Genomic DNA, 19,885 nt, shown 5'->3' with positions numbered 1-19,885 from the left:
CTGACCGTCCACCAGCCACGCTATAGGGATAAGGTTTGCCCGGTAGCGCCGGGTTTCAGGATCGATTTATTTGCCGCCCCCTGCGCTTCGCTTTTATCCTGCGACTGCTGCAATTCTTCAGCCAGCAGGTCCAGTTGTTCGTGCAAGAGTTTGTGGATGTCCGTTTTGATCCTGAGGTAATTCTCCTCGATGAGTTCAGGGCCCACACGTGCAATAACGGGAATGGGCCGGTAATCCCTTTCTTCGGCAGCTATCCGCTTATGATCGTTCTGTATCTCACTGTGAAACATCTTCAGGCTGATCTTCGCTCGGGGTTATCCGCCACCATGCCCACAAACTCGCCTGAAGAAAGGGAAGCGATCTTGCTGGCCGGTATGGTGGCCAAACATGGGATTGAAATCAGCCTGGAAGATGCCGAAATTATGTTGGAACTATTGCGAAAAATCAGTAAATTGTCTGTGAACGAAGCCTTTATGCAGCTTTCGAATAGTCAAAATGAAGCCCCTTCACCAGGGGAAAGTGAAACATTAATTTATGGTCTATGCAAGTAGCAGATTTGTATGTCCGTGTCAGTACGGACGAACAGACGAAGGGCTATTCGCCCCGAAGTCAGGAGGCAGTATTGCGGCAATACTGCCAGTTGAGGAACATTACGGTGCGGCAGTTTTTTTATGAAGACTATACCGCCAAGCATTTCAACCGCCCGGAGTGGCGGAAGTTGATGATTATCCTGCGTAAACAGCGCGGAAAAACGGATTTATTGTTGTTTACCAAGTGGGACCGGTTTAGCCGGAACACGTCCGATGCTTACCAGATGATCACCACGCTGAAACGCCTGGGCGTGGAACCGCAGGCGGTGGAACAACCGCTGGACTTATCGATCCCCGAAAACAAAATGATGCTGGCGATTTACCTTACGGCACCGGAGATTGAAAATGACCGGCGCGGCTTAAATACCAAAGCCGGTATCCGCCAGGCTAAAAAAGAAGGCCGGTATAGGGGTAAAGCGCCAAAAGGTTACATTAACAAAGCTTATGAAAACGGGCGACGTTACATTGACATCAAAGAACCTGAAGCCTCAATCATGCGCTGGGCATTCCAGGAAATGAGTGAAGGGTTGTATTCCGCCGAGGCGATTATGAGAGTTGCCAATGAAAGGGGGCTGGGTATGGATAAGAATACGTTTTTAATCTCGATGTGCAATCCGGTTTACAGCGGAAGATCCGTTTGCCTGCCCATGAGCATGAACCGGCGCAATTGGTTCAGGGCCTGCATACGCCTTTGATTTCGGAAGCGCTGTTTTATAAAGTGCAGGATGTGATGAACAGCCGGGCCAAATATGTCGTAAACATGGCCATCGCCACCCCGGAAGAATTGCCATTGCGCAATTTTATCAAGTGTAATAAATGTACCCGAATGCTGACCGGAAGCGCTTCTAAAGGCCGAAAAAGGTATTCGATCTATTATCATTGCCGGTCATCCTGCGGGGTAAGGCATCGGGCGGAGGATATCAATAACGCTTTTATGGATGAACTGATCAAATTCGTTCCCGTGCCGGGTATGCGCAGCTGTTTGTCGAGAGCATTACCGATGCTTACCGCAACCAGAATGAGGCCATTAAAATGAGCAGAACGAATTGATCAAAGCCATTAGCGATGCGAATAAAAAGATCGATATAGCCAGGGAACTAATGCTGACCAGCGAGCTTGCTCCGGACGAGTACCGGAAGATCAAAGAGCAGGCTGGTTCGACAATTGCACAGCTTGAGGTGCCGCTTTCCGAAACAAACGTACAGAGGTCGAACCATATTAACATCAAAAAAGTGGCTCAAGAGGCTGTAAACACACTTTTGGAGATCGACCGGCTGTATGACAAGGCTTCATACCCGGCAAAAGATATTTAGTAGGGTTATTATTCCCTGAAAAATTCACTTTCGTAGATGGGGTATATCGAACCGGTAAGCTCAACAAGGCGGCTGAGCTAATATATCTGGAAATAAGGCTACGGGCAAAAAAAATGAGGCAAAAACCTTCAAAAAAGCCTTTGCCCCATAAAGGGTAAGTAATCGGGCTCGAACCGACGACCTCCTGAACCACAATCAGGCGCTCTAACCAACTGAGCTATACCTACCGTGTTATTGGACTGCAAAAATAGCAATTAAACAACAATCCAACAACAAAATTAAAAAAAACTCAACCGATTAAATTTACGCTCCGTTTTACAAAATTCGTAAGCTCATTTCCGGTCAACAATCCGCGCGAAAGCAACGCTAAGTCAAATGCTTGTTTGGCTAGCTGTTGCCGCTCTTCGTCATCTTCTCCTGAAAGAATACGTTTTATCAATGGATGGTTGCCGTTCACAGTTACCTTGTAATTATCCGGCATGGAACCGTAAAAGCTCATCCCTCCTCCCGTCTGTGCCATATCTTTCATCCGCCGCATGAACTCGTCGATGGTCACGGTAACGGGCAACTCACTTTCGCTGAGCGCTTCAACATGCACTTTCATGTTGTCGCGACTGATGGCTTTCTCGAAAAGCTCCACAGCATTTTTGCTTTCTTCCTCCGTAAGTTGCAACGTCTTTGCATCTTCTTTTTGGATAAGCTTGTCGATCACGTCGGCGTCTACACGTTTAAGCTGAGTCTTTTCTGCTTTTTGCTCGATGTAGGCTACGAAATGGCTATCTATCGGCGAATCCATCACCAACACGTCGTAACCGCTGTCTTTGGCCGTGGTGATATAACCATCCTGCTGGGCAGCATTGTTTGTATAAAGATATACCACATTGCCATCTTTATCCAGCTGAATGTCTTTTACCTTTTCCGCATATTCTTTCAGGGTATAAATTTCATTATCGGTGTTTTTCACCAAGCAAAATTCGTTTGCTTTATCGGCAAATTTATCGTCGCTGAGCATGCCGTATTTGACAAACAGCGCAATATCGGGCCATTTCTCTTCAAAGCCCTTCCGGTCTGCCTTGAATAACTCCGCCAATTTATCAGCCACTTTTTTTGTAATGTGCGCGTTGATTTTTTTGACATTACTGTCGGCTTGCAAGAAGCTACGCGACACGTTCAGTGGAATGTCGGGCGAATCGATCACACCATGCAGCAGCATTAGGAATTCGGGCACAATGTCTTTTACCTCATCTGTGATAAATACCTGCCGTGAATACAGTTTTATTTTGTTTTTCTGTATTTCGAAGTTTTCTTTGAGTTTCGGGAAATACAGGATACCTGTTAGGTTGAAAGGGTAATCCACATTCAGATGGATCCAAAACAATGGTTCGTCCAATGAATAGGGATACAGTTCGCGATAGAAGGCCAAATAATCTTCATCTTTTAATTCAGAAGGAGCTTTGGTCCAAGCAGGTTGCGTATTGTTGATGATGTTGTCTACTTCTACCGACTTATATTGGGGCTTGCCATCCTTGTCCTCTCCGTCTGGCTCACTGGTTGTGCGCGTACCAAAACGAATGGGCACGGGCAGGAATTTGCCATATTTTTCCAGAATTTCCTGCAACTTGCCCTTGTCTAAAAATTCTTCTGAATCCGCATTAATGTGCAGAATAATATCCGAGCCACGTGTGGTCCGATTGCCTTCGGTAATCTCATAGGACGTGCTGCCATCACATACCCAACGCGTAGGTTCGGCACCCTCTTGGTAAGACAGTGTCTGAATTTCCACTTTATCGGCCACCATAAAAGCGGAATAGAAACCTAAACCGAAGCGACCAATGATTTCGTTGGCATCTTTTGCCTCCTTGAATTTCTCAACAAATTCGGTGGCACCCGAAAATGCGATTTGGTTGATGTATTTCTTTACCTCCTCAGCTGTCATCCCGATACCCTGATCGGATATGGTAATTGTCTTGGCTTTTTCATCGAATGCTACGTCGATAGTTACATCTCCCACTTCTCCCTTATATTGGCCCAACGAAGCTAGCCGCTTCAGTTTCTGCGTTGCATCAACTGCGTTAGATACCAACTCACGCAAGAAGATCTCATTGTCTGAATATAAAAATTTCTTGATTACCGGAAATATATTCTCGGTATGGATGGATATGTTACCCTTTTCGTTCATGGATCAATTATAAAATACGTAAAAACTAATGACGGATTGCCGATCGCCATTATCACAATATGTGTTCCATTTCAGAATTCCGTCAGGATGGCAGGACAATCTGACAAAAAAAGGGTGCATTGTTGAGCACCCTTTTTAATTACGTTTTGGTAATGAATCTGCTATTCTTCCATACGGGTGATGATCACCTTTGGTTTACCGGCAGCTTTCAATTGCGTGAGCACTTGACCAGCCATTTCATCGATAGCTTCGTAAGCGTAAGTCTTTTGTTTCTTCCAGACGTGTTCATTGATTTTGCTCGTCTGCCTTTCAAGTGGAATAGGCGAAGCCGTCGCTTTGACGCGCTTTCCGTAGCGGTCGTTGCGATAAGGTTGGTAAGTCAAGTCGGTAAACCAGTAATTAAGTTCCTCGTCTTTGTCTTCTACAACCAACGTATAATGTATATCTCCTGCTACGTGATTTCCGATACCTGCGTGTTTTTTCATAGAAACCCGTCCTTTACTTTCCAGGCGGGTCGCCCCTTTCAATTCTGTTTCATTGCCCCTCGAAATCAAAAACGCATTTAACTGGACCTGAACGTCGGAAAAGCTAACTTCTGTCGGCAGTATCTCCGAATGGTATACCACAAATTTACCACGCTGGTCTACGGAAAACTGACCGCCATCGTATCCCACGTCATCTTTTAACGGGTTGCCATGACCAATGGCCATCCCCGCAACAAACATTACAACTAAATCAACCATAATTTCTCAATTTAATAAGATTAAACTACTATTTCTTCCAGCTGACGCGTCCTCCCAAGACACCCCAACAGCCATAAAAATAACAAATTCGAGTTAAAAACGGCAATTTTTCCAGCGATTTTTTTTTCAATCAATTAACTCCTAAGTTTGCCTCCGCAATTCATTGCATATGAAGACTCATTCAAAACAGCCACTTACCTTAGCCGGGTTAATGGTGGCATTAGGGATTATCTTTGGAGACATCGGCACGTCGCCCCTATATGTCTTTAAGGCAATCATCGGACAGGACGCTGTAGATCGGGATTTGGTATACGGGGGATTGTCCTGTATCTTTTGGACACTTACGCTGCAAACCACGTTAAAATATGTCATCATCACGCTCCGTGCAGACAATAAGGGCGAAGGAGGGATTCTCTCGCTCTACTCGTTGGTACGCAAGCATGGTAAATGGGTCGTGTTTCCGGCAATGCTGGGCGGGGCATCCTTACTTGCCGATGGAATGATCACACCAGCTATTACGATCTCGTCTGCCATAGAAGGGCTTGATATATTCTATCCGCATTTACAAACCGTGCCGATTGTGCTATTCATTGTAATGGTACTGTTTCTTGTACAGCGTTTTGGTACCGCCGTCGTGGGAAGGCTTTTCGGTCCCATCATGTTTATCTGGTTTTCGATGATGGCGGTTGTCGGTGTGGGGCATATCGTGGACGTTCCGCAGATATTTTGGGCACTTAGTCCGCATTACGCGGTGGTGACGCTCATACAGCATCCGGATGCCCTGCTGATTATCGGTGCGGTTTTTCTCTGCACCACTGGTGCGGAAGCGCTGTATTCGGACTTGGGCCATTGCGGGTTACAGAACATCCGTGTTTCCTGGATATTCGTAAAGACCTGCTTATTGCTCTGCTACTTTGGACAGGGTGCCTGGCTGCTAGCGCATGAGGGTGTCCCACTCAAGGGTGGGAATCCGTTCTTCATGGGTATGCCGGGATGGTTTCTGCCATTTGGCATTTCGATAGCCACGGCAGCGGCAATCATCGCCAGCCAGGCAATGATTTCCGGTGCATTTACACTTGTTTCCGAAGCCGTTCGGCTCAATCTTTGGCCAAAAGTCAAGATCATTCATCCCAACATGCTGAAGGGACAGCTCTATGTGCCCTCTGCCAACTGGATATTGCTGGTGGGTTGCGTGTTCATCATCCTCATTTTTCAGGAATCGGCCCGGATGGAGGCCGCTTATGGACTGGCCATCAACATCAGCTTTTTGGTAACCACGGTATTGATGACGGTCTATTTGCGGAACCGGCACATCCCTTTGTACCTGTGCATCTTATTCCTGCTCTTTTACCTATTCATCGAATCGGTCTTCTTCATCGGAAACGCCACCAAGTTTTCCCATGGCGGGTGGCTTACGCTACTCATCACCGGACTGCTTTTTACTGTCATGCTCTGCTGGTGGTGGGCCAGGAAAATCAAGAATAGGTATACACGCTTCGTCGAGATAACTGATTATTACGAGCTGCTCGCAGAACTGGCAACTGACAAATCCGTACCGTTGTATGCTTCACAACTGGTGTACCTGACCAGCGCTAACTTCGAGTCCGAAATCGAGGAAAAAATTATCTATTCAATCCTGCGTAAGAAACCAAAACGCGCAGACATCTATTGGCTGGTACACGTTGACGTAACCGACCACCCCTATACAGGCGAATACAAAGTAAAACAACTCATCCCAGGCAAGCTGGTGCGCATTGATTTCCGCCTCGGATTCCGCGATGAGCAGCGGATCAGCTTGCTGTTCCGTAAAGTAGTTGAAGACCTCGTTAAAAACGGCGAAGTCAGTATCAAGAGTAATTATGATACGTTGCGAAAGCACGACATCGACGGAGACTTCCGGTTCGTCGTGCTGGAAAAGGTGATTATGAAAACCAACACATTGAAATTCATGGAACGCATTGTACTGGACGTATATCGTTTCCTGCGAAAGTTCAGCTTGTCGGAAGAGCGCGGGTTTGGATTGGATTCCAGCTTCGTCACCGTCGAACGGGTACCGTTGATCCTGGATTCTACGCCGTTGGCGATCAATCTGAAGCGCATTACGTAGGAAATTCGAGAAAAATTCGTATATTTGCCAGCCATTGAAGCTCATACCAAGCTTTCTTTCTGAAAACCCTTTGGCATCAGAATCACTGAACATCGAATAAAGGGGCAGGTATTGGGTCACCTGCAAAAACATTAATCTCCCATTTTTTTGTTTGATAGGCATAGGCTGTGATCAGTGGCATTTGCTATTGTATACCCTCACAAGAAAAATAAGGATGTTATTAGCTACAGATCTCGACGGAACCTTTCTCGGAGGAACCACAGAAAAAAGACAAACTCTTTATCAACTAATTCGGAACCACCCGGATATCGACCTGGTATTCGTGACAGGGCGGGGTATCGAAACCGTACTTCCACTGCTGCACGATCCACTGGTACCCACCCCGGATTACATCATTGCCGATGTGGGAGCAACGGTCGTAGACGGCAGTACGTTAATGCCCGTTGCTTCGATCCAATCCGGAATCGAACGGCAATGGCCCGGTCAATTTGTAATCCGGAAGCAACTAGCTGCGGTACGGGGGCTATCGCTCCAGGAAGTACCCCAGCAACGGCGTTGTTCGTTCTATTACGATGAAAAAACGGACATTGCGGAAGTCGAGCAATTAGCTTCTGCATTGCGCTGCGATGTACTGACCTCCGCCGGCAAATACCTCGATATCCTTCCGAAAGCAGTCAATAAAGGCACAACGCTGAGTAAGCTGATTACACATTTAGGTATCCCGGAAGACGAAGTACTTGTGGCGGGCGACACATACAATGATTACGCACTATTCGAAACCGGATACCGCGGCGTCGCCGTGGGTGACTCGGAGCCGCGATTGCTGGATGCCGTACAGCAATGGCCCCACGTTTATGCTGCAACCGAACCGGGAGCCGGCGGAATCCTGGAAGCGATGGCTCATTTCGAAACCTTCCGGCATTATCACAGCGACCATACAGAACCAACGATTCACTCGGCCGACAGCAAACAACTGCTGATGGTATACCACCGTCTCCCTTTTGATATCGAGATGGAAGACGGTCATCCCAAGCGCATTCCACCCCGTAGCCCGAATGGGATCATCCCTTCGTTGCTCGGTTTCTTTTCCAATGGCAGGCCGGGCATATGGATTGGTGAGGAAGCGTTGGGATTACTGGGGGATCATCCCGTCCTGAATCCGCCCATCGATAGTGAACGATACCCCAATCTCCGGGCGTCCATCATCCCGTTGCCCAAGAAGGATATTGATCTATTCTATCGCGTGTTTTCCAAGGAAGCCTTCTGGCCTACCATTTTCTCTTTTATCAATAAGGCAAAATTTGACCATACACATTGGGCACATTACCTACGCATCAATGAATTGTTTGCCAATCGGGTAGCTGATGAAGCCGAGCCCAATGCGCTGGTCTGGATACATGAATACAACCTTTGGATGGTTCCGGCATTTTTACGGCAGCGCCGCCCCGATCTGAAGATCGGCTTTTTCCATCATACGGCATTCCCTCCGGCTGATATCTTTAATATCATTCCTTGGCGGCGCGACATCATCGGAAGTCTGCTGCAATGCGATTTCATCAGCTTTCATATTCCGCGGTATGTCGAAAACTTTGTCGATGTGGTCAAGAGCCATGCGCCGGTCAATATATTGCGTCGCGTCAACGCCGCCAAGCAATTCCTGACTTACAGTTGCGCATTGGGTATTGATAAGATGACCAAGCTCATCGAGGTGGGCGACCGGACCATCCGGTTGGGGGCGCAACCTGTCGGCGTCAATATGCAGAACATCCAGCGTATCCTCGATCAGTCAGACACGCAGTCGCGTATTGAGCTTTTACGCAAGCGAACCAACGGAAAACACATTATCCTATCGGTTGAACGTCTGGATTACGTCAAGGGCCCGTTGGAAAAAATCGAGGCGTTCGGCGAGTTCCTCGATGAACACCCCGAATACCACGGCCAGATTGAATTGATCAATATCTGCACGCCACCTTCCCAGGGAATGAAGGTGTACGACCGCATCCAGCATGAGCTTGAACAGGCTGTGGGAAGAATTAACGGCCGGTATTCCACACTTGAATGGACTCCGATCCGCTTTTTCTTCCGCTCCGTTCCGTTTGAAGAGGTGGTCTCTTATTATGCGGTTTCGGACGTGGCCTGGATTACCCCGCTTCGCGATGGTCTCAACCTCGTAGCCAAGGAATATATTGCCGTACAGGGATTGCAGGAAAAGCCTTTTGGCGCACTGGTGATCTCCGAATTTGCCGGAGCATCCGTCGAGTTGCCCTACGCCATACGTACCAATCCGTACGACAGCAAGGACCTCAAAGATAGTCTGTTATCGGCGCTAAGCCTCGACGCAACGGAACGATCACTTCGGATTAAACGCATGTTTGAGATTGTCAAACACTACGACGTGCGGCGGTGGGGGCAGGATTTTCTGGAGGGACTCGAAAAGGCGACCCAGAAATAGCGCTTTGTAGGTGCACATACATCACAACAGCACAAAATCTATTTCATATATTCGTCTTTTGTTTTAGGACATCGTTATGTTTAGCTTCACCGCCCAATTGGAAATCATCGGAATCAATCCGTTCGTACCCGTGCCTGAAAATGTACTGGATGCACTTACTTCAGCGGCGGGAAAAACCAAAGGCCCCATTCCCATCAAGGGGAGCATCAATGGCGTGGAGTTTCAACAAACACTCATTAGGTATCAGGGAGCCTGGCGACTGTATGTAAATACCCGCATGCTGAAAAATTCACCAAAACGCATTGGCGAAGTGCTTGAAGTAATGGTCGCTTTCGATTCCAGCGATCGTTCCATATACCTACACCCTAAATTGCTCGCGGCTTTGGAACAAAACAAACAGGCAAAGGACAAATTTGACACATTGACACCCTCGCTGCAGAGAGAGATCATTCGATATATCTCTTTCCTGAAAACCGAAGCCAGCATCGACCGAAATATTGCCAAAGCAATCGATTTCCTGTTGGGCAAAGGTCCATTTGTCGGACGGAAAGCACCTTGAAATCCCCGCCTACAAAATAAAAGAGGCTGCCCCTTATGCGAGACAACCTCTGATTCACGTGTCTGCTGAATCTTCTATCTTCTGCTAGATTTCTAAAAAACTAGAACGCGTATATCAGTGCCAACGAGAATTGTGAAGCACTTTTTGTTGGGTCCATTTCCATGTTCTTGTAGAACATCTCAGTGGAACCATTATCTAACCGGAATTCAGGAATCATTGTCAACGGACCTGCTTTTACATTAGCGGACAAGGTCAAACCTACCACAGACTCACCGTTGGGAACGAACGCCCAGCCGTCTTCTTTCTCTTTGTAATACTCCCCCCTTGCACCCAAAGCAAATGCATCCGAAAATCCGTATTGGACGTAAAGTGCTCCTCCGGAATATCCACCATTGGAATCACCGGAATCGGAAAAGTCGGCAGCATTCAATCCTACGTTAAACGCATCGGTAATCTGATAGGCAGTCGTAAGGTCGATGATGGTACCGGTACTTCCGGTCAGGAAGTTGATATAAGCATTCCAGCCATCCACAGGTGATACGGTCAGCTGGGCACCAAAGTCGGATACACCGTCAAAATCCTGATAGGCGTTCCAATCGTTGAACAATCCCACCATCAATGATACTTTGTCCGAGAATGCGTACTGTGCTTTGATGCCTGCATTTTGGAACGGTCCTGCCGAAAACAGGTAAGAAGTGGAGTAATTAAAATTTGCAGTGGGTGAAATAACCTCGTATCCGACAAACGTACCCATGAAACCCGCGGTCATGGAGAACTGCTCTGTGAAAGCATAACTCATATAGAGGTTCTGGATGTGAAATGAATTACCATCTCCTCCATTAAGTAATGACTGATACTGCCCACGTGGACCGAAAGACACGTCGCCTACGAACGATGCTTTGCCAACCGTCCTTCCCAATATGACATTCACCATACCTAGCGAAACAGAGTTTTGTTCGTTGGCAAACGAGGTGGGGATATTACCCAAGCCATCTTCACTTTTATACCCCGAAAAGTCGTATTTGTAATAAGCATCTACAGACCCCGAGATCGTCAACGATTCGTCCTGTGCTGACACTAGAAATCCAGATAATAAGATAATCCCTGCGATAAAAAATTTTTTCATATTTGTAGTAATTTTTGCTTGCTTCTTATGTATAAGTATCCAACCCATCTTAAGAAGCGGTGAAACCTTTGGATTTTGATGGATAACGTAATCTGGTACAATACGTTATCCTCAAAATCCTTTAATTCAAAGAAATAAAACCAAGAGATGCTACTATAATTATCTTCTGTTAATCTTCAACCAAAATGGTATATCCGCGAATACCGTGTTCATGGCTATCCAAACCGTGTTTCTCTGTTTCGGCACTGACGCGTAGACCAATAGTAACTTTGAGGATTCCGAAAATAACAAAGGCACCGAGGGCAGCAGCAGCCCCGCACGCAAGTACACCGTAAAGCTGTGGCATAAAAGAGGCACCTTCTCCGAAAATCCCTGTCGCCAATGTTCCCCAAATACCACAAACTAAGTGTACCGAAACCGCACCCACGCAGTCATCCAGCTTAAGCTTGTCTAACAGCATTACGGAGAATACGACAAGGATACCTGCAATACCACCAATAATTAAAGCTTCCAATGGTGTGATGATGTCAGCACTGGCAGTAATCCCAACCAAACCGGCCAGCACGCCATTCAATACCATCCCAAAGTCAATCCGCTTCATGGCAAACATACTGGTAAAGTGTCCACCAATAGCACCTCCGCAAGCGCCTAATGTGGTAGTGGTTAACACTAATGAAACCAATCCAGGATTGGCAGAAAGCACAGAGCCTCCATTGAATCCGAACCAGCCCAACCATAGCAGAAATACGCCGATGGTGGCTAATGGAACGGAATGTCCAGCAATTTCACTGGTTGTTCCATTATCATATTTACCAATACGCGGTCCCAATAACCAAATGCCGATCAACGCACCCCAACCGCCTACAGAGTGTACCAGTGTTGACCCTGCAAAATCAACGAAACCCAGTTCATCCAGGAAGCCGCCGCCCCATTTCCAGCTGCCGATGATCGGATATACAATACCCACATAAATCAGTGTAAAGGTTAAATAGGCACTTAACTTGATCCGTTCAGCGACAGCACCTGACACAATGGTGGCAGCTGTAGCGGCAAACATAGCTTGAAACACAAAATCCGTCCAAAACGTGTAACCGCCATCCGCATAACCCGCACTCACATCGGCCGCACCGGGATTTAACCAAATGATATCCCAACTTTCTATTCCAAAACCCAGAAACCCGTTGAAATCGCCGGGGTACATCAGTGAAAAACCGGCCAGCGCATAGGTCACTATACCGAGTACCGGCGTCAATGTATTCTTAAATAAGATATTGACTGTGTTTTTTGACTGTGTAAACCCAGCCTCGACACTGGCAAAGCCCAGATGCATAATAAACACCAGTGCCGCCGCAAGCATCATCCATATGTTGTTTGCGGTCAATAAGACATCCGTAATGGATGTACTTTCCGCAGCCGCCTCCTGTGTCATCACCGACAAGAGCGGAAAAGCCATACCTGTACTGAAAACATCAGCCAAACAGGAAAAATTTACAGTAAATAACTCCATAAGTTCAAAAAATTAGTTATAAATACGGTTAAAAGTTATAATTAACATAAACATAAATGCAAATATGTATAAATATTTCATTAAAACAATTTTTTTGTTGATATATTTTTAAATATAACCAGTTTTTTTGATAAAACTACATTTTTATACATCTATAATAAAATAAAACCGATCCTTTATTAAAAACATATACTTAAAAATAACAATAAACGATTAAAAAAACCAAAAACTCAAAAAATAAGCAACAAAAAAGCCCGATATTTAAAATATCGGGCTCAATAAAATAAATAAGTTCGTTTATTCGCCTAAAATACCATGAAAAACATCATCGTATACCTGTTTAGCATGCCCCACAGTATCATAAAGCTCTTCATCCACCACAAAACCATTTTTGGTAACGGCACCTAGCAATGAAAACTCCGTGCCGCTTGCGGCTAACATTTCTACAAAGGCTTCCTGCGCATCGGGTTTGACAGAAACCACAATTCGCCCTTGGGCTTCACCAAATAGAAACGCGTCTTTCCGTATCTCACTATCGGTATCGATGGCAAACCCTAAATTGCCCGCCATCGCCGATTCGGCTAACGCAACATAAAGTCCGCCATCCGCCACATCATGTGCTGAGGCAATTAGCTTCGCACGTATGAGGTGCTTAATCACCTGATGCGTAGCATACTCCTCATCCAAATCAAAATAAGGCGCCGGAGAGGCTTTCACCTTATGATATGAAGCGAGGTATTGAGAAGAAGCAATATCATCACGGGACTCGCCTATTAGGTAAATATAATCTCCCTCTTCTTTGAAATCAAGCGTCATCAGATCTGACACATCAGACAGCACTCCCAACATACCGATGGTAGGTGTTGGAAACACAGATCCTCCATCGGGCGATTGATTGTAGAAGCTTACGTTACCCCCTGTTACCGGAGTTTGAAATTTAAGGCAAGCCTCTCCCATCCCCTTGATGGCATTCACAAACTGCCAGTAAACTTCGGGGATATAGGGATTACCAAAATTAAGGCAGTTGGTAATCGCCGAAGGCTCGCCACCAGCACAGGTAATGTTACGTGCCGCTTCGGCCACGGCAATGGCACACCCCTTATGCGGATCGGCGTTCACATATCGCGAATTGCAGTCTACCGTCAGCACAATAGCCTTGTTCGTTCCCTTTACAGCTACCACTGCCGCATCCGCAGGCCGGTTGGTTGTCGCGTTAGCCGTACCTACCATTGAATCGTATTGGTTCGTTACCCACCGTTTGGAAGCAATATTTGGATGCGAAAGCAAATGTTGCGCCACCTCCCGCAAATCCTCGGGTTCGGCCACGTCCGCTATTTGGAATTTTTGATATTCAGCAAAATAGGCCGGTTCCTTGTATTCGCGGTGGTACACCGGTGCTCCGCCGCCCAACACCAGATCATCCGCCGGCACATCGGCTACCAGCTCACCATGCATGTAATATTCAAGACGCCGGGTATCCGTCACTTCGCCGATGATCGCACAGTTCAGGTCCCATTTGTCAAATACGGCTTCGACGTCAGCTTCTCTGCCCTTTTGCACGACAATCAGCATACGTTCCTGCGATTCCGACAACAAAATCTCATAAGGTTTCATATTTGCCTGCCGGGTGGGTACCTTATCCAGATCGATGCGCATACCATGTTCCCCTTTAGCAGACATCTCCGAATTGGAGCAGATAATGCCTGCAGCCCCCATATCCTGCATGCCGATGACCGCTCCTGTCTTGATCACCTCCAACGTTGCCTCCAGCAGCAGTTTCTCCTGAAAGGGATCGCCTACCTGCACCGCAGGCAAATCGTTTACCGAATCCTCGGTAATATCTTTCGAGGCAAACGCCGCACCATGTATGCCATCCTTGCCCGTGGCAGATCCCACAATATATACAGGGTTTCCCACACCGTAAGAAGTAGCCGAAACGGTCTCTCCGGCTTTGACAATGCCTGCCGACATAGCGTTTACCAATGGATTCACCTGATAGCATTCGTCAAAAAACACTTCACCACCCACCGTCGGAATACCAAATGCATTGCCATAATCACCGATACCCTTTACCACTCCTTTTATCAGCCATTGCGTGCGGGGATGATTGATATCCCCAAAACGCAGGGAATTGAGCTGGGCAATAGGACGTGCGCCCATGGTAAAAATATCACGATTGATACCGCCAACACCGGTTGCAGCGCCTTGGTACGGCTCCAGTGCCGACGGGTGATTGTGTGACTCAATCTTGAATGCACAGCCCAGGCCGTCGCCAATATCGACCAGTCCTGCATTTTCCTCACCTGCTTTCGCAAGCATATGCGGGCCATCTTTGGGCAAGGTCTTCAGCCAAACGATGGAATTCTTGTATGAGCAGTGCTCACTCCACATCACCGAAAAGATAGACAATTCGGTAAAATTGGGCGTTCTGCCCAATATTTCGGTTATACGTTCAAATTCTTCGGGCAATAAACCCAACTCGGTTGCGGTGTCTACGGTGGTCAATTCCTGTGTCTTCAAAATGCAGTCTTAATTATGAGTGTTGTAAGTCATGCAAAAATAAGTATAAAAAACCTATTTTTACCGCCAAAGCATTAGCTGATGAAGAAAATCCTTTCAATAGACGGCGGCGGCATCCGCGGAATCATCCCCGGTATGCTATTAGCGGCTTTGGAACGGAGACTGAAACGCGTAAGCGGAAACCCCGATGCTGCCATCGTTGACTATTTTGATTTTTTCGCCGGAACTAGTACCGGAGGGATTCTTACGTGTTTGTTGCTTTGCCCGGATGACCAAAACCCACCGCGTCCCCGATTTACAGCGAAAGAAGCGTTAGATATCTACGTTACCCATGGCAGCGACATTTTTAAAGCCGGCTTTTTCAGGCGCTTGATCAGCAAATTCGGTCTACTTAGCGAACGTTATCCCAGCACAACTTTGGAATATGTATTGAAAAGCTATTTCGGGGAAACCAAGTTGAGTCAGTTGCTTAAACCTTGTATCGTTACGGCCTATAACATTGAACTTCGGAAAACGCACTTCTTCCGGCAGCAAGCGGCGATCCTGCGTGGCGATCCGCGTGATTTCTATTTGCGTGATGTTTGCCGGGCTACTTCCGCCGCTCCCACCTATTTCAGTGTGGCCGAGATTTATTCAATGAGCGGCACACGCTACCCCCTTCTCGATGGCGGTGTATTTGCACCTAACCCGTCTATGAGCGCGCTGGTAGAGGTTACAAGAGCATTCAATGAAACTAAAATCAACGACATTTCTATCCTTTCGCTGGGCACCGGGCGATCGCGCAAAGCCTATGACTATGAGCATTTCAAAAAAAGCCGTGCCGTATCCATCGGTCCTGCCTTGATTGACATCATGATGAGCGGTGCTGCCGAAAGCAGTGATTTCTTTTTGCAACAATTATACAAATCCGTCGGAAAGGAGAAACATTATATTCGCATTGAACCCAGCAGCCTCCATAGCATCAATGAAGAGCTAGATGCGGCAAGTCATAGCAATATACAGAAATTGGTCGCGCTGGGCGACCGGATGGTGAGTGAGAATAACGAACTGATTAATCAACTGGTGGAATACTTGGTGAAAGAACAGGAAAATTCGCAATCGAAAGGTCCTTGGCGATTTTTATCGGCTAAAGGATAGCGAAACGATCAATAATCTAAAATCAAATGGTTGAACAAAAAACAATTGCGTTAATCGCCCACGATGGCAAAAAACCCGAAATGGTCGGATTCGTAAAAGATCATATCGAGCGACTGCGCACAGCCAAACTTGTTGCTACCGGCACAACGGGATCATACATCCGTAAAACCGGACTGGAGGTTGAGCTAAAACTCAGCGGTCCCAAAGGTGGTGATGCCCAAATTGCCGCATTGGCAGCAGAAGGACGGGTAGATGCCATTATATTCTTCCGCGATCCGTTGGGAAAGCACGCACATGAACCCGATATTCAAATGCTTATGCGTGTTTGTGATGTTTATAACGTACCGTTGGCGACTAACCCGGCTACTGGAGAACTGATCTTAAAAGGGTTACTGTATGAACAAAACCGATAACGGAACGATGTATTCCCCCTTTCGGCACATTTCACGGAACGAATGGAAAGCGCTTAACGGCCATCCGTCATATGTTATCGCGGATGCGGACATCCAAAAATTGAAAGCACTCAACGAACCGCTGACCATGCAGGAAATCGAGGATGTCTACTTCCCACTGAGTCATCTGTTGCAAATTCACATCGACACGTACAGACAGCTCCATAAAAGCGCCAGCGCTTTTTTTAACAACCATACTAAACGCCTGCCTTTTATCATCGGCATCGCGGGCAGTGTGGCTGCCGGCAAAAGTACCACGGCACGGGTACTCCAGAAGGTACTTTCACTCTCACCCGGTAACCCAAAAGTAGACCTCGTCACGACAGATGGATTCCTTCATCCCAACCGGTACCTGGAGGCAAAGGGAATACTCAACCGCAAAGGGTTTCCAGAAAGTTACGATACCAAGCGCTTGCTGGGATTTCTTTCCGATATCAAATCCGGTAAGGAACACGTGTCCGCTCCGGTGTATTCGCACTTAGTTTATGACGTCGTACCCGACGAGCTGCAGTGGGTGGAACAGCCCGATGTGTTGATCGTGGAAGGGATTAACGTACTTCAGGTGAATGTAAAGGGTAAACACCGCGGCCCACGGGTGTTTGTTTCGGACTTTTTCGACTATTCGATTTACGTGGATGCCGACCCCGAAAACCTGGTAGAATGGTATACCCAGCGGTTTCAATGGTTGCGACAAACCGCTTTCCAAAACACCGCATCATACTTCCATCGCTACGCAGATCTCAGCGAGAAGCAAAGTACCACGGTGGCAACACGTATCTGGAATGAAATCAACAAACCGAATCTGCTAAAGAATATTTTGCCGACACGTTTCCGTGCCGATCTGATTCTTGAAAAAGGCAGCCATCACTTCGTCAAAAGCATAAAAATCAGGAAGGTCTAGTTTTGCTGCTTCGCAGCGGCGGCTTGCGCCGAATCGTAGGCAATCACCTTCAGGTAAAGATCGTTACGGAGCTTCCTTCGCAAACCGGTGTCCTTTTTTGTCGTGGTAAGCTGAAACTTATAATGCACAAAATCTTTGCCCACCCCTACTACCTTAAGCTGAAAACTCCCTTGTACAATATCCGCTGCATATTTCTCCAACACTGAAACCAGATCTCTTTCCAGCACATCCTGATGATATGAATGTGCCAACGGCAACTCAAAATCCACGGTAAGCTTTTTTGAATTCTGCAACGATTGATTGATGATGTTGACGGTAAACGCATTATTATTCGGTATCAGCACGACGTCGTCGTCATCATTTTTCACCATGATATTCGCGAATGTGATATCCATAATCTTACCTTGGTGCTCACCGATCCGTACCGTGTCTCCAATGGTAAATTGATCCGAAAACATAATCAGCAACCCGCTGATCAAATTGGTAATGTATTCTCTGAACAACAGGGCGATGGCCATGGCAACGATGGTAATGCTCGTTAAAAATTCTTTTGGATTGATACCAAAAACCAGCATCAATCCTAATACGAGAAATATCACATTCAGCAGCGTGGCTATTTGAGTAATTCCCAATATGTAGTTTCCACGCACCCGATTGTTCTTTTTATTTTGTCTTCTATACAGGGAAATGAACATGAATTGGCCAATGGAAATGACAACACTTCCCGTCAAAAATGTATTCATACCATAGGCAACCTGCCTTAAACCCGGATAACTTGCATATAAACCTGTATCCGTTGTAAACGAATAGGTAATCAAGACCCAAATTACCACCTTTAAGACAAAAACCAGTCTGCTCCTTAAGGCGTCCCTTCGCATGTTATCAGACACGTGTGTCATAATTTCTTCGTTCATATACCTCGAAGGTATAACCATACGCATGTCGCTCATCCGGATCATGCTTATCCTCCGAAACTAACACCCAGTCGTGTTCGTCCAAATCGGGAAAATAAGTATCTCCAGGAAAGTTTGCGTGTACTCGGGTGAGGTATACACGATCGGTAAGTGGCAAAGCCAGCCGGTAAATCTCGGCTCCCCCCACAATAAACACTTCCTTTTCGTTGGTACAATGTGCCAATGCGGCCTCGAGCGAATGAACTACCTGCGCATCTTCTAACGTATAATCCTCCTGACGGGTGACCACCAGATTTCGCCGGTTAGGTAGTGGCATGCCTACCGATTCGTAGGTCTTACGGCCCATGATAACGGCATGCCCGGAAGTAGTCCGTTTAAAATAGCGAAGATCGTTTGGCAGGTGCCAAAGGAGCTTGTTGTCTTTTCCGATCGCATTGTTTTCGGCAGCCGCTACGATGGCAGATACAAAGGGTTTATCCATACTCGACGATTTAAACAGCTACGGGCGCTTTGATATGTGGATGGAATTCGTAATGGGTCAACTCAAAATCTTCGAATCGGAATGCAAAAATATCGGTGACCGAGGGATTGAGGGTCATCGTGGGCAGCGGCTTGGGCTCGCGACTCAGCTGCAATTCCACCTGATCGAAATGATTACTGTACAGATGGGCATCCCCGAATGTATGAACAAAATCTGCGACCTCCATATCGCACACCTGAGCTACCATCATCGTAAGTAGCGCATAAGACGCGATGTTGAACGGCACGCCCAAGAAAATATCCGCACTGCGCTGATACAGCTGACACGAAAGTTGCGGCTTTAGTAGCCCCCTTGCGGGATCAGCAGGTGCCACGTAAAATTGAAAAAAAGCATGGCAGGGAGGCAATGCCATGTTTTCGATCTCCGCTACATTCCACGCCGAAACAATAATACGGCGCGAATCGGGATTGGTTTTTAATTGCTGAATTACTTTCTGGATCTGATCGATGTGCCCTCCATCGGGTGTAGGCCACGAGCGCCATTGCGAACCATAGACGGGACCAAGATTTCCTGCGTCGTCTGCCCATTCATCCCAGATGCTCACGCCGTTTTCCGTTAGGTACTGGATATTGGTATCGCCCCTGAGAAACCAGATCAACTCGTGGATGATGGATCGCAGATGTACCTTTTTCGTCGTTACCAGCGGAAATCCCGCTTTCAGGTCAAACCGCATTTGGTAGCCGAAAAGACTGCGTGTCCCCGTGCCCGTGCGATCCTGTTTATCTGTTCCGTTTTCGTACACGTGACGCATCAAATCGAGGTATTGCTTCATGGTAACCCTTTTTTGCGGTAAAGATACAGAGATTTACCACAAAGAAAAAGTCCCGGATGAAACACCCGGGAC

General features: G+C 46.9%; 19 protein-coding genes and 1 tRNA gene. 10 read left to right on the top strand and 10 right to left on the bottom strand.

Annotated elements, in window-relative coordinates:
* Positions 1-20: 20 nt before the first annotated feature.
* Positions 21-290, bottom strand: coding sequence for a hypothetical protein (locus BMZ56_RS02850; RefSeq protein WP_090623955.1), 270 nt, complete (start codon positions 288-290; stop codon positions 21-23).
* Between BMZ56_RS02850 and BMZ56_RS02845 the strand changes: the two genes are divergently transcribed.
* From BMZ56_RS02845 to BMZ56_RS02830, 4 genes are read left to right on the top strand one after another with little or no spacing between them, the layout of a single operon-like run.
* Entirely contained in the window at positions 282-551 is a 270-nt protein-coding gene (locus BMZ56_RS02845; RefSeq protein ID WP_146088617.1) for a hypothetical protein, read from the top strand. The genes BMZ56_RS02850 and BMZ56_RS02845 overlap by 9 nt on opposite strands.
* Positions 542-1,285, top strand: coding sequence for a recombinase family protein (locus tag BMZ56_RS02840; protein ID WP_090623948.1), 744 nt, complete (start codon positions 542-544; stop codon positions 1,283-1,285). Before BMZ56_RS02845 ends, BMZ56_RS02840 begins: the two co-directional genes overlap by 10 nt.
* Before the next feature lie 35 nt (positions 1,286-1,320).
* Positions 1,321-1,626, top strand: a complete 306-nt coding sequence (locus BMZ56_RS26090) for a recombinase zinc ribbon domain-containing protein (RefSeq protein ID WP_369678700.1) — start codon at positions 1,321-1,323, stop codon at positions 1,624-1,626.
* A gap of 10 nt (positions 1,627-1,636) precedes the next feature.
* Positions 1,637-1,903 (top strand): hypothetical protein, encoded by a 267-nt coding sequence (locus BMZ56_RS02830; RefSeq protein WP_090623944.1) that lies wholly within the window; start codon positions 1,637-1,639, stop codon positions 1,901-1,903.
* Positions 1,904-2,056: 153 nt separating this feature from the next.
* Here BMZ56_RS02830 and BMZ56_RS02825 read toward each other — a convergent pair.
* From BMZ56_RS02825 to BMZ56_RS02815, 3 genes are all read right to left on the bottom strand, one after another.
* Positions 2,057-2,130: transfer RNA gene (locus BMZ56_RS02825), tRNA-His, on the bottom strand.
* Positions 2,131-2,192: 62 nt separating this feature from the next.
* Positions 2,193-4,082 (bottom strand): molecular chaperone HtpG, encoded by a 1,890-nt coding sequence (gene htpG, locus BMZ56_RS02820; protein ID WP_090623941.1) that lies wholly within the window; start codon positions 4,080-4,082, stop codon positions 2,193-2,195.
* Between the two features lie 161 nt (positions 4,083-4,243).
* Entirely contained in the window at positions 4,244-4,825 is a 582-nt protein-coding gene (locus BMZ56_RS02815; protein WP_143072823.1) for a hypothetical protein, read from the bottom strand.
* A 169-nt stretch (positions 4,826-4,994) separates the two neighbouring features.
* On the opposite strand from BMZ56_RS02815, the gene BMZ56_RS02810 reads away from it, so the two are divergent.
* The 3 genes from BMZ56_RS02810 to BMZ56_RS02800 all read left to right on the top strand — a co-directional run bounded on the left by BMZ56_RS02810 (position 4,995) and on the right by BMZ56_RS02800 (position 9,943).
* A complete protein-coding gene (locus BMZ56_RS02810) occupies positions 4,995-6,932 on the top strand; it encodes a KUP/HAK/KT family potassium transporter (RefSeq protein ID WP_090623936.1) in 1,938 nt (645 codons plus the stop codon).
* A 214-nt stretch (positions 6,933-7,146) separates the two neighbouring features.
* A complete protein-coding gene (ggpS, locus tag BMZ56_RS02805) occupies positions 7,147-9,384 on the top strand; it encodes a glucosylglycerol-phosphate synthase (protein WP_090623933.1) in 2,238 nt (745 codons plus the stop codon).
* A gap of 76 nt (positions 9,385-9,460) precedes the next feature.
* Positions 9,461-9,943: a YdeI/OmpD-associated family protein gene (locus tag BMZ56_RS02800; protein ID WP_090623930.1), complete on the top strand. Its 483-nt coding sequence runs from the start codon at positions 9,461-9,463 to the stop codon at positions 9,941-9,943.
* Between the two features lie 100 nt (positions 9,944-10,043).
* Here BMZ56_RS02800 and BMZ56_RS02795 read toward each other — a convergent pair whose 3' ends face one another.
* The 3 genes from BMZ56_RS02795 to purL all read right to left on the bottom strand — a co-directional run bounded on the left by BMZ56_RS02795 (position 10,044) and on the right by purL (position 15,096).
* Entirely contained in the window at positions 10,044-11,069 is a 1,026-nt protein-coding gene (locus BMZ56_RS02795) for a porin (RefSeq protein ID WP_090623927.1), read from the bottom strand.
* A gap of 169 nt (positions 11,070-11,238) precedes the next feature.
* Positions 11,239-12,576, bottom strand: coding sequence for an ammonium transporter (locus BMZ56_RS02790; protein ID WP_218146443.1), 1,338 nt, complete (start codon positions 12,574-12,576; stop codon positions 11,239-11,241).
* Between the two features lie 297 nt (positions 12,577-12,873).
* The gene (purL, locus tag BMZ56_RS02785; RefSeq protein ID WP_090623924.1) at positions 12,874-15,096 is read right to left on the bottom strand and encodes a phosphoribosylformylglycinamidine synthase subunit PurL; all 2,223 of its coding nucleotides are present in this window, start codon (positions 15,094-15,096) and stop codon (positions 12,874-12,876) included.
* Positions 15,097-15,177: 81 nt separating this feature from the next.
* Here purL and BMZ56_RS02780 point away from each other — a divergent pair, with 81 nt between their 5' ends.
* The 3 genes from BMZ56_RS02780 to coaA are packed head-to-tail and all read left to right on the top strand — an operon-like array spanning position 15,178 to position 17,586.
* Positions 15,178-16,233, top strand: coding sequence for a patatin-like phospholipase family protein (locus BMZ56_RS02780; RefSeq protein ID WP_090623921.1), 1,056 nt, complete (start codon positions 15,178-15,180; stop codon positions 16,231-16,233).
* A 26-nt stretch (positions 16,234-16,259) separates the two neighbouring features.
* The gene (locus tag BMZ56_RS02775) at positions 16,260-16,646 is read left to right on the top strand and encodes a methylglyoxal synthase (RefSeq protein WP_090623918.1); all 387 of its coding nucleotides are present in this window, start codon (positions 16,260-16,262) and stop codon (positions 16,644-16,646) included.
* The gene (gene coaA, locus BMZ56_RS02770; RefSeq protein WP_090623915.1) at positions 16,630-17,586 is read left to right on the top strand and encodes a type I pantothenate kinase; all 957 of its coding nucleotides are present in this window, start codon (positions 16,630-16,632) and stop codon (positions 17,584-17,586) included. Before BMZ56_RS02775 ends, coaA begins: the two co-directional genes overlap by 17 nt.
* Here the strand turns inward: coaA and BMZ56_RS02765 are convergent.
* Genes BMZ56_RS02765 through BMZ56_RS02755 form a run of 3 tightly spaced genes read right to left on the bottom strand, consistent with a single transcriptional unit; the run spans position 17,583 to position 19,813 of the window.
* Entirely contained in the window at positions 17,583-18,500 is a 918-nt protein-coding gene (locus BMZ56_RS02765) for a mechanosensitive ion channel family protein (protein ID WP_177195007.1), read from the bottom strand. The genes coaA and BMZ56_RS02765 overlap by 4 nt on opposite strands.
* The gene (locus tag BMZ56_RS02760; protein ID WP_090623909.1) at positions 18,469-18,981 is read right to left on the bottom strand and encodes a dihydrofolate reductase; all 513 of its coding nucleotides are present in this window, start codon (positions 18,979-18,981) and stop codon (positions 18,469-18,471) included. Before BMZ56_RS02760 ends, BMZ56_RS02765 begins: the two co-directional genes overlap by 32 nt.
* Positions 18,982-18,991: 10 nt before the next feature.
* Positions 18,992-19,813, bottom strand: a complete 822-nt coding sequence (locus BMZ56_RS02755; RefSeq protein ID WP_090623906.1) for a thymidylate synthase — start codon at positions 19,811-19,813, stop codon at positions 18,992-18,994.
* Between the last annotated feature and the right edge of the window lie 72 nt (positions 19,814-19,885).

The sequence above is a fragment of the Parapedobacter indicus genome (assembly GCF_900113765.1).
GTDB classification, from domain to species: Bacteria; Bacteroidota; Bacteroidia; order Sphingobacteriales; family Sphingobacteriaceae; genus Parapedobacter; species Parapedobacter indicus.
The sequence above is the reverse complement of the archived record's forward strand: the minus strand, read 5'-3'. Positions and strand labels throughout refer to the sequence as shown.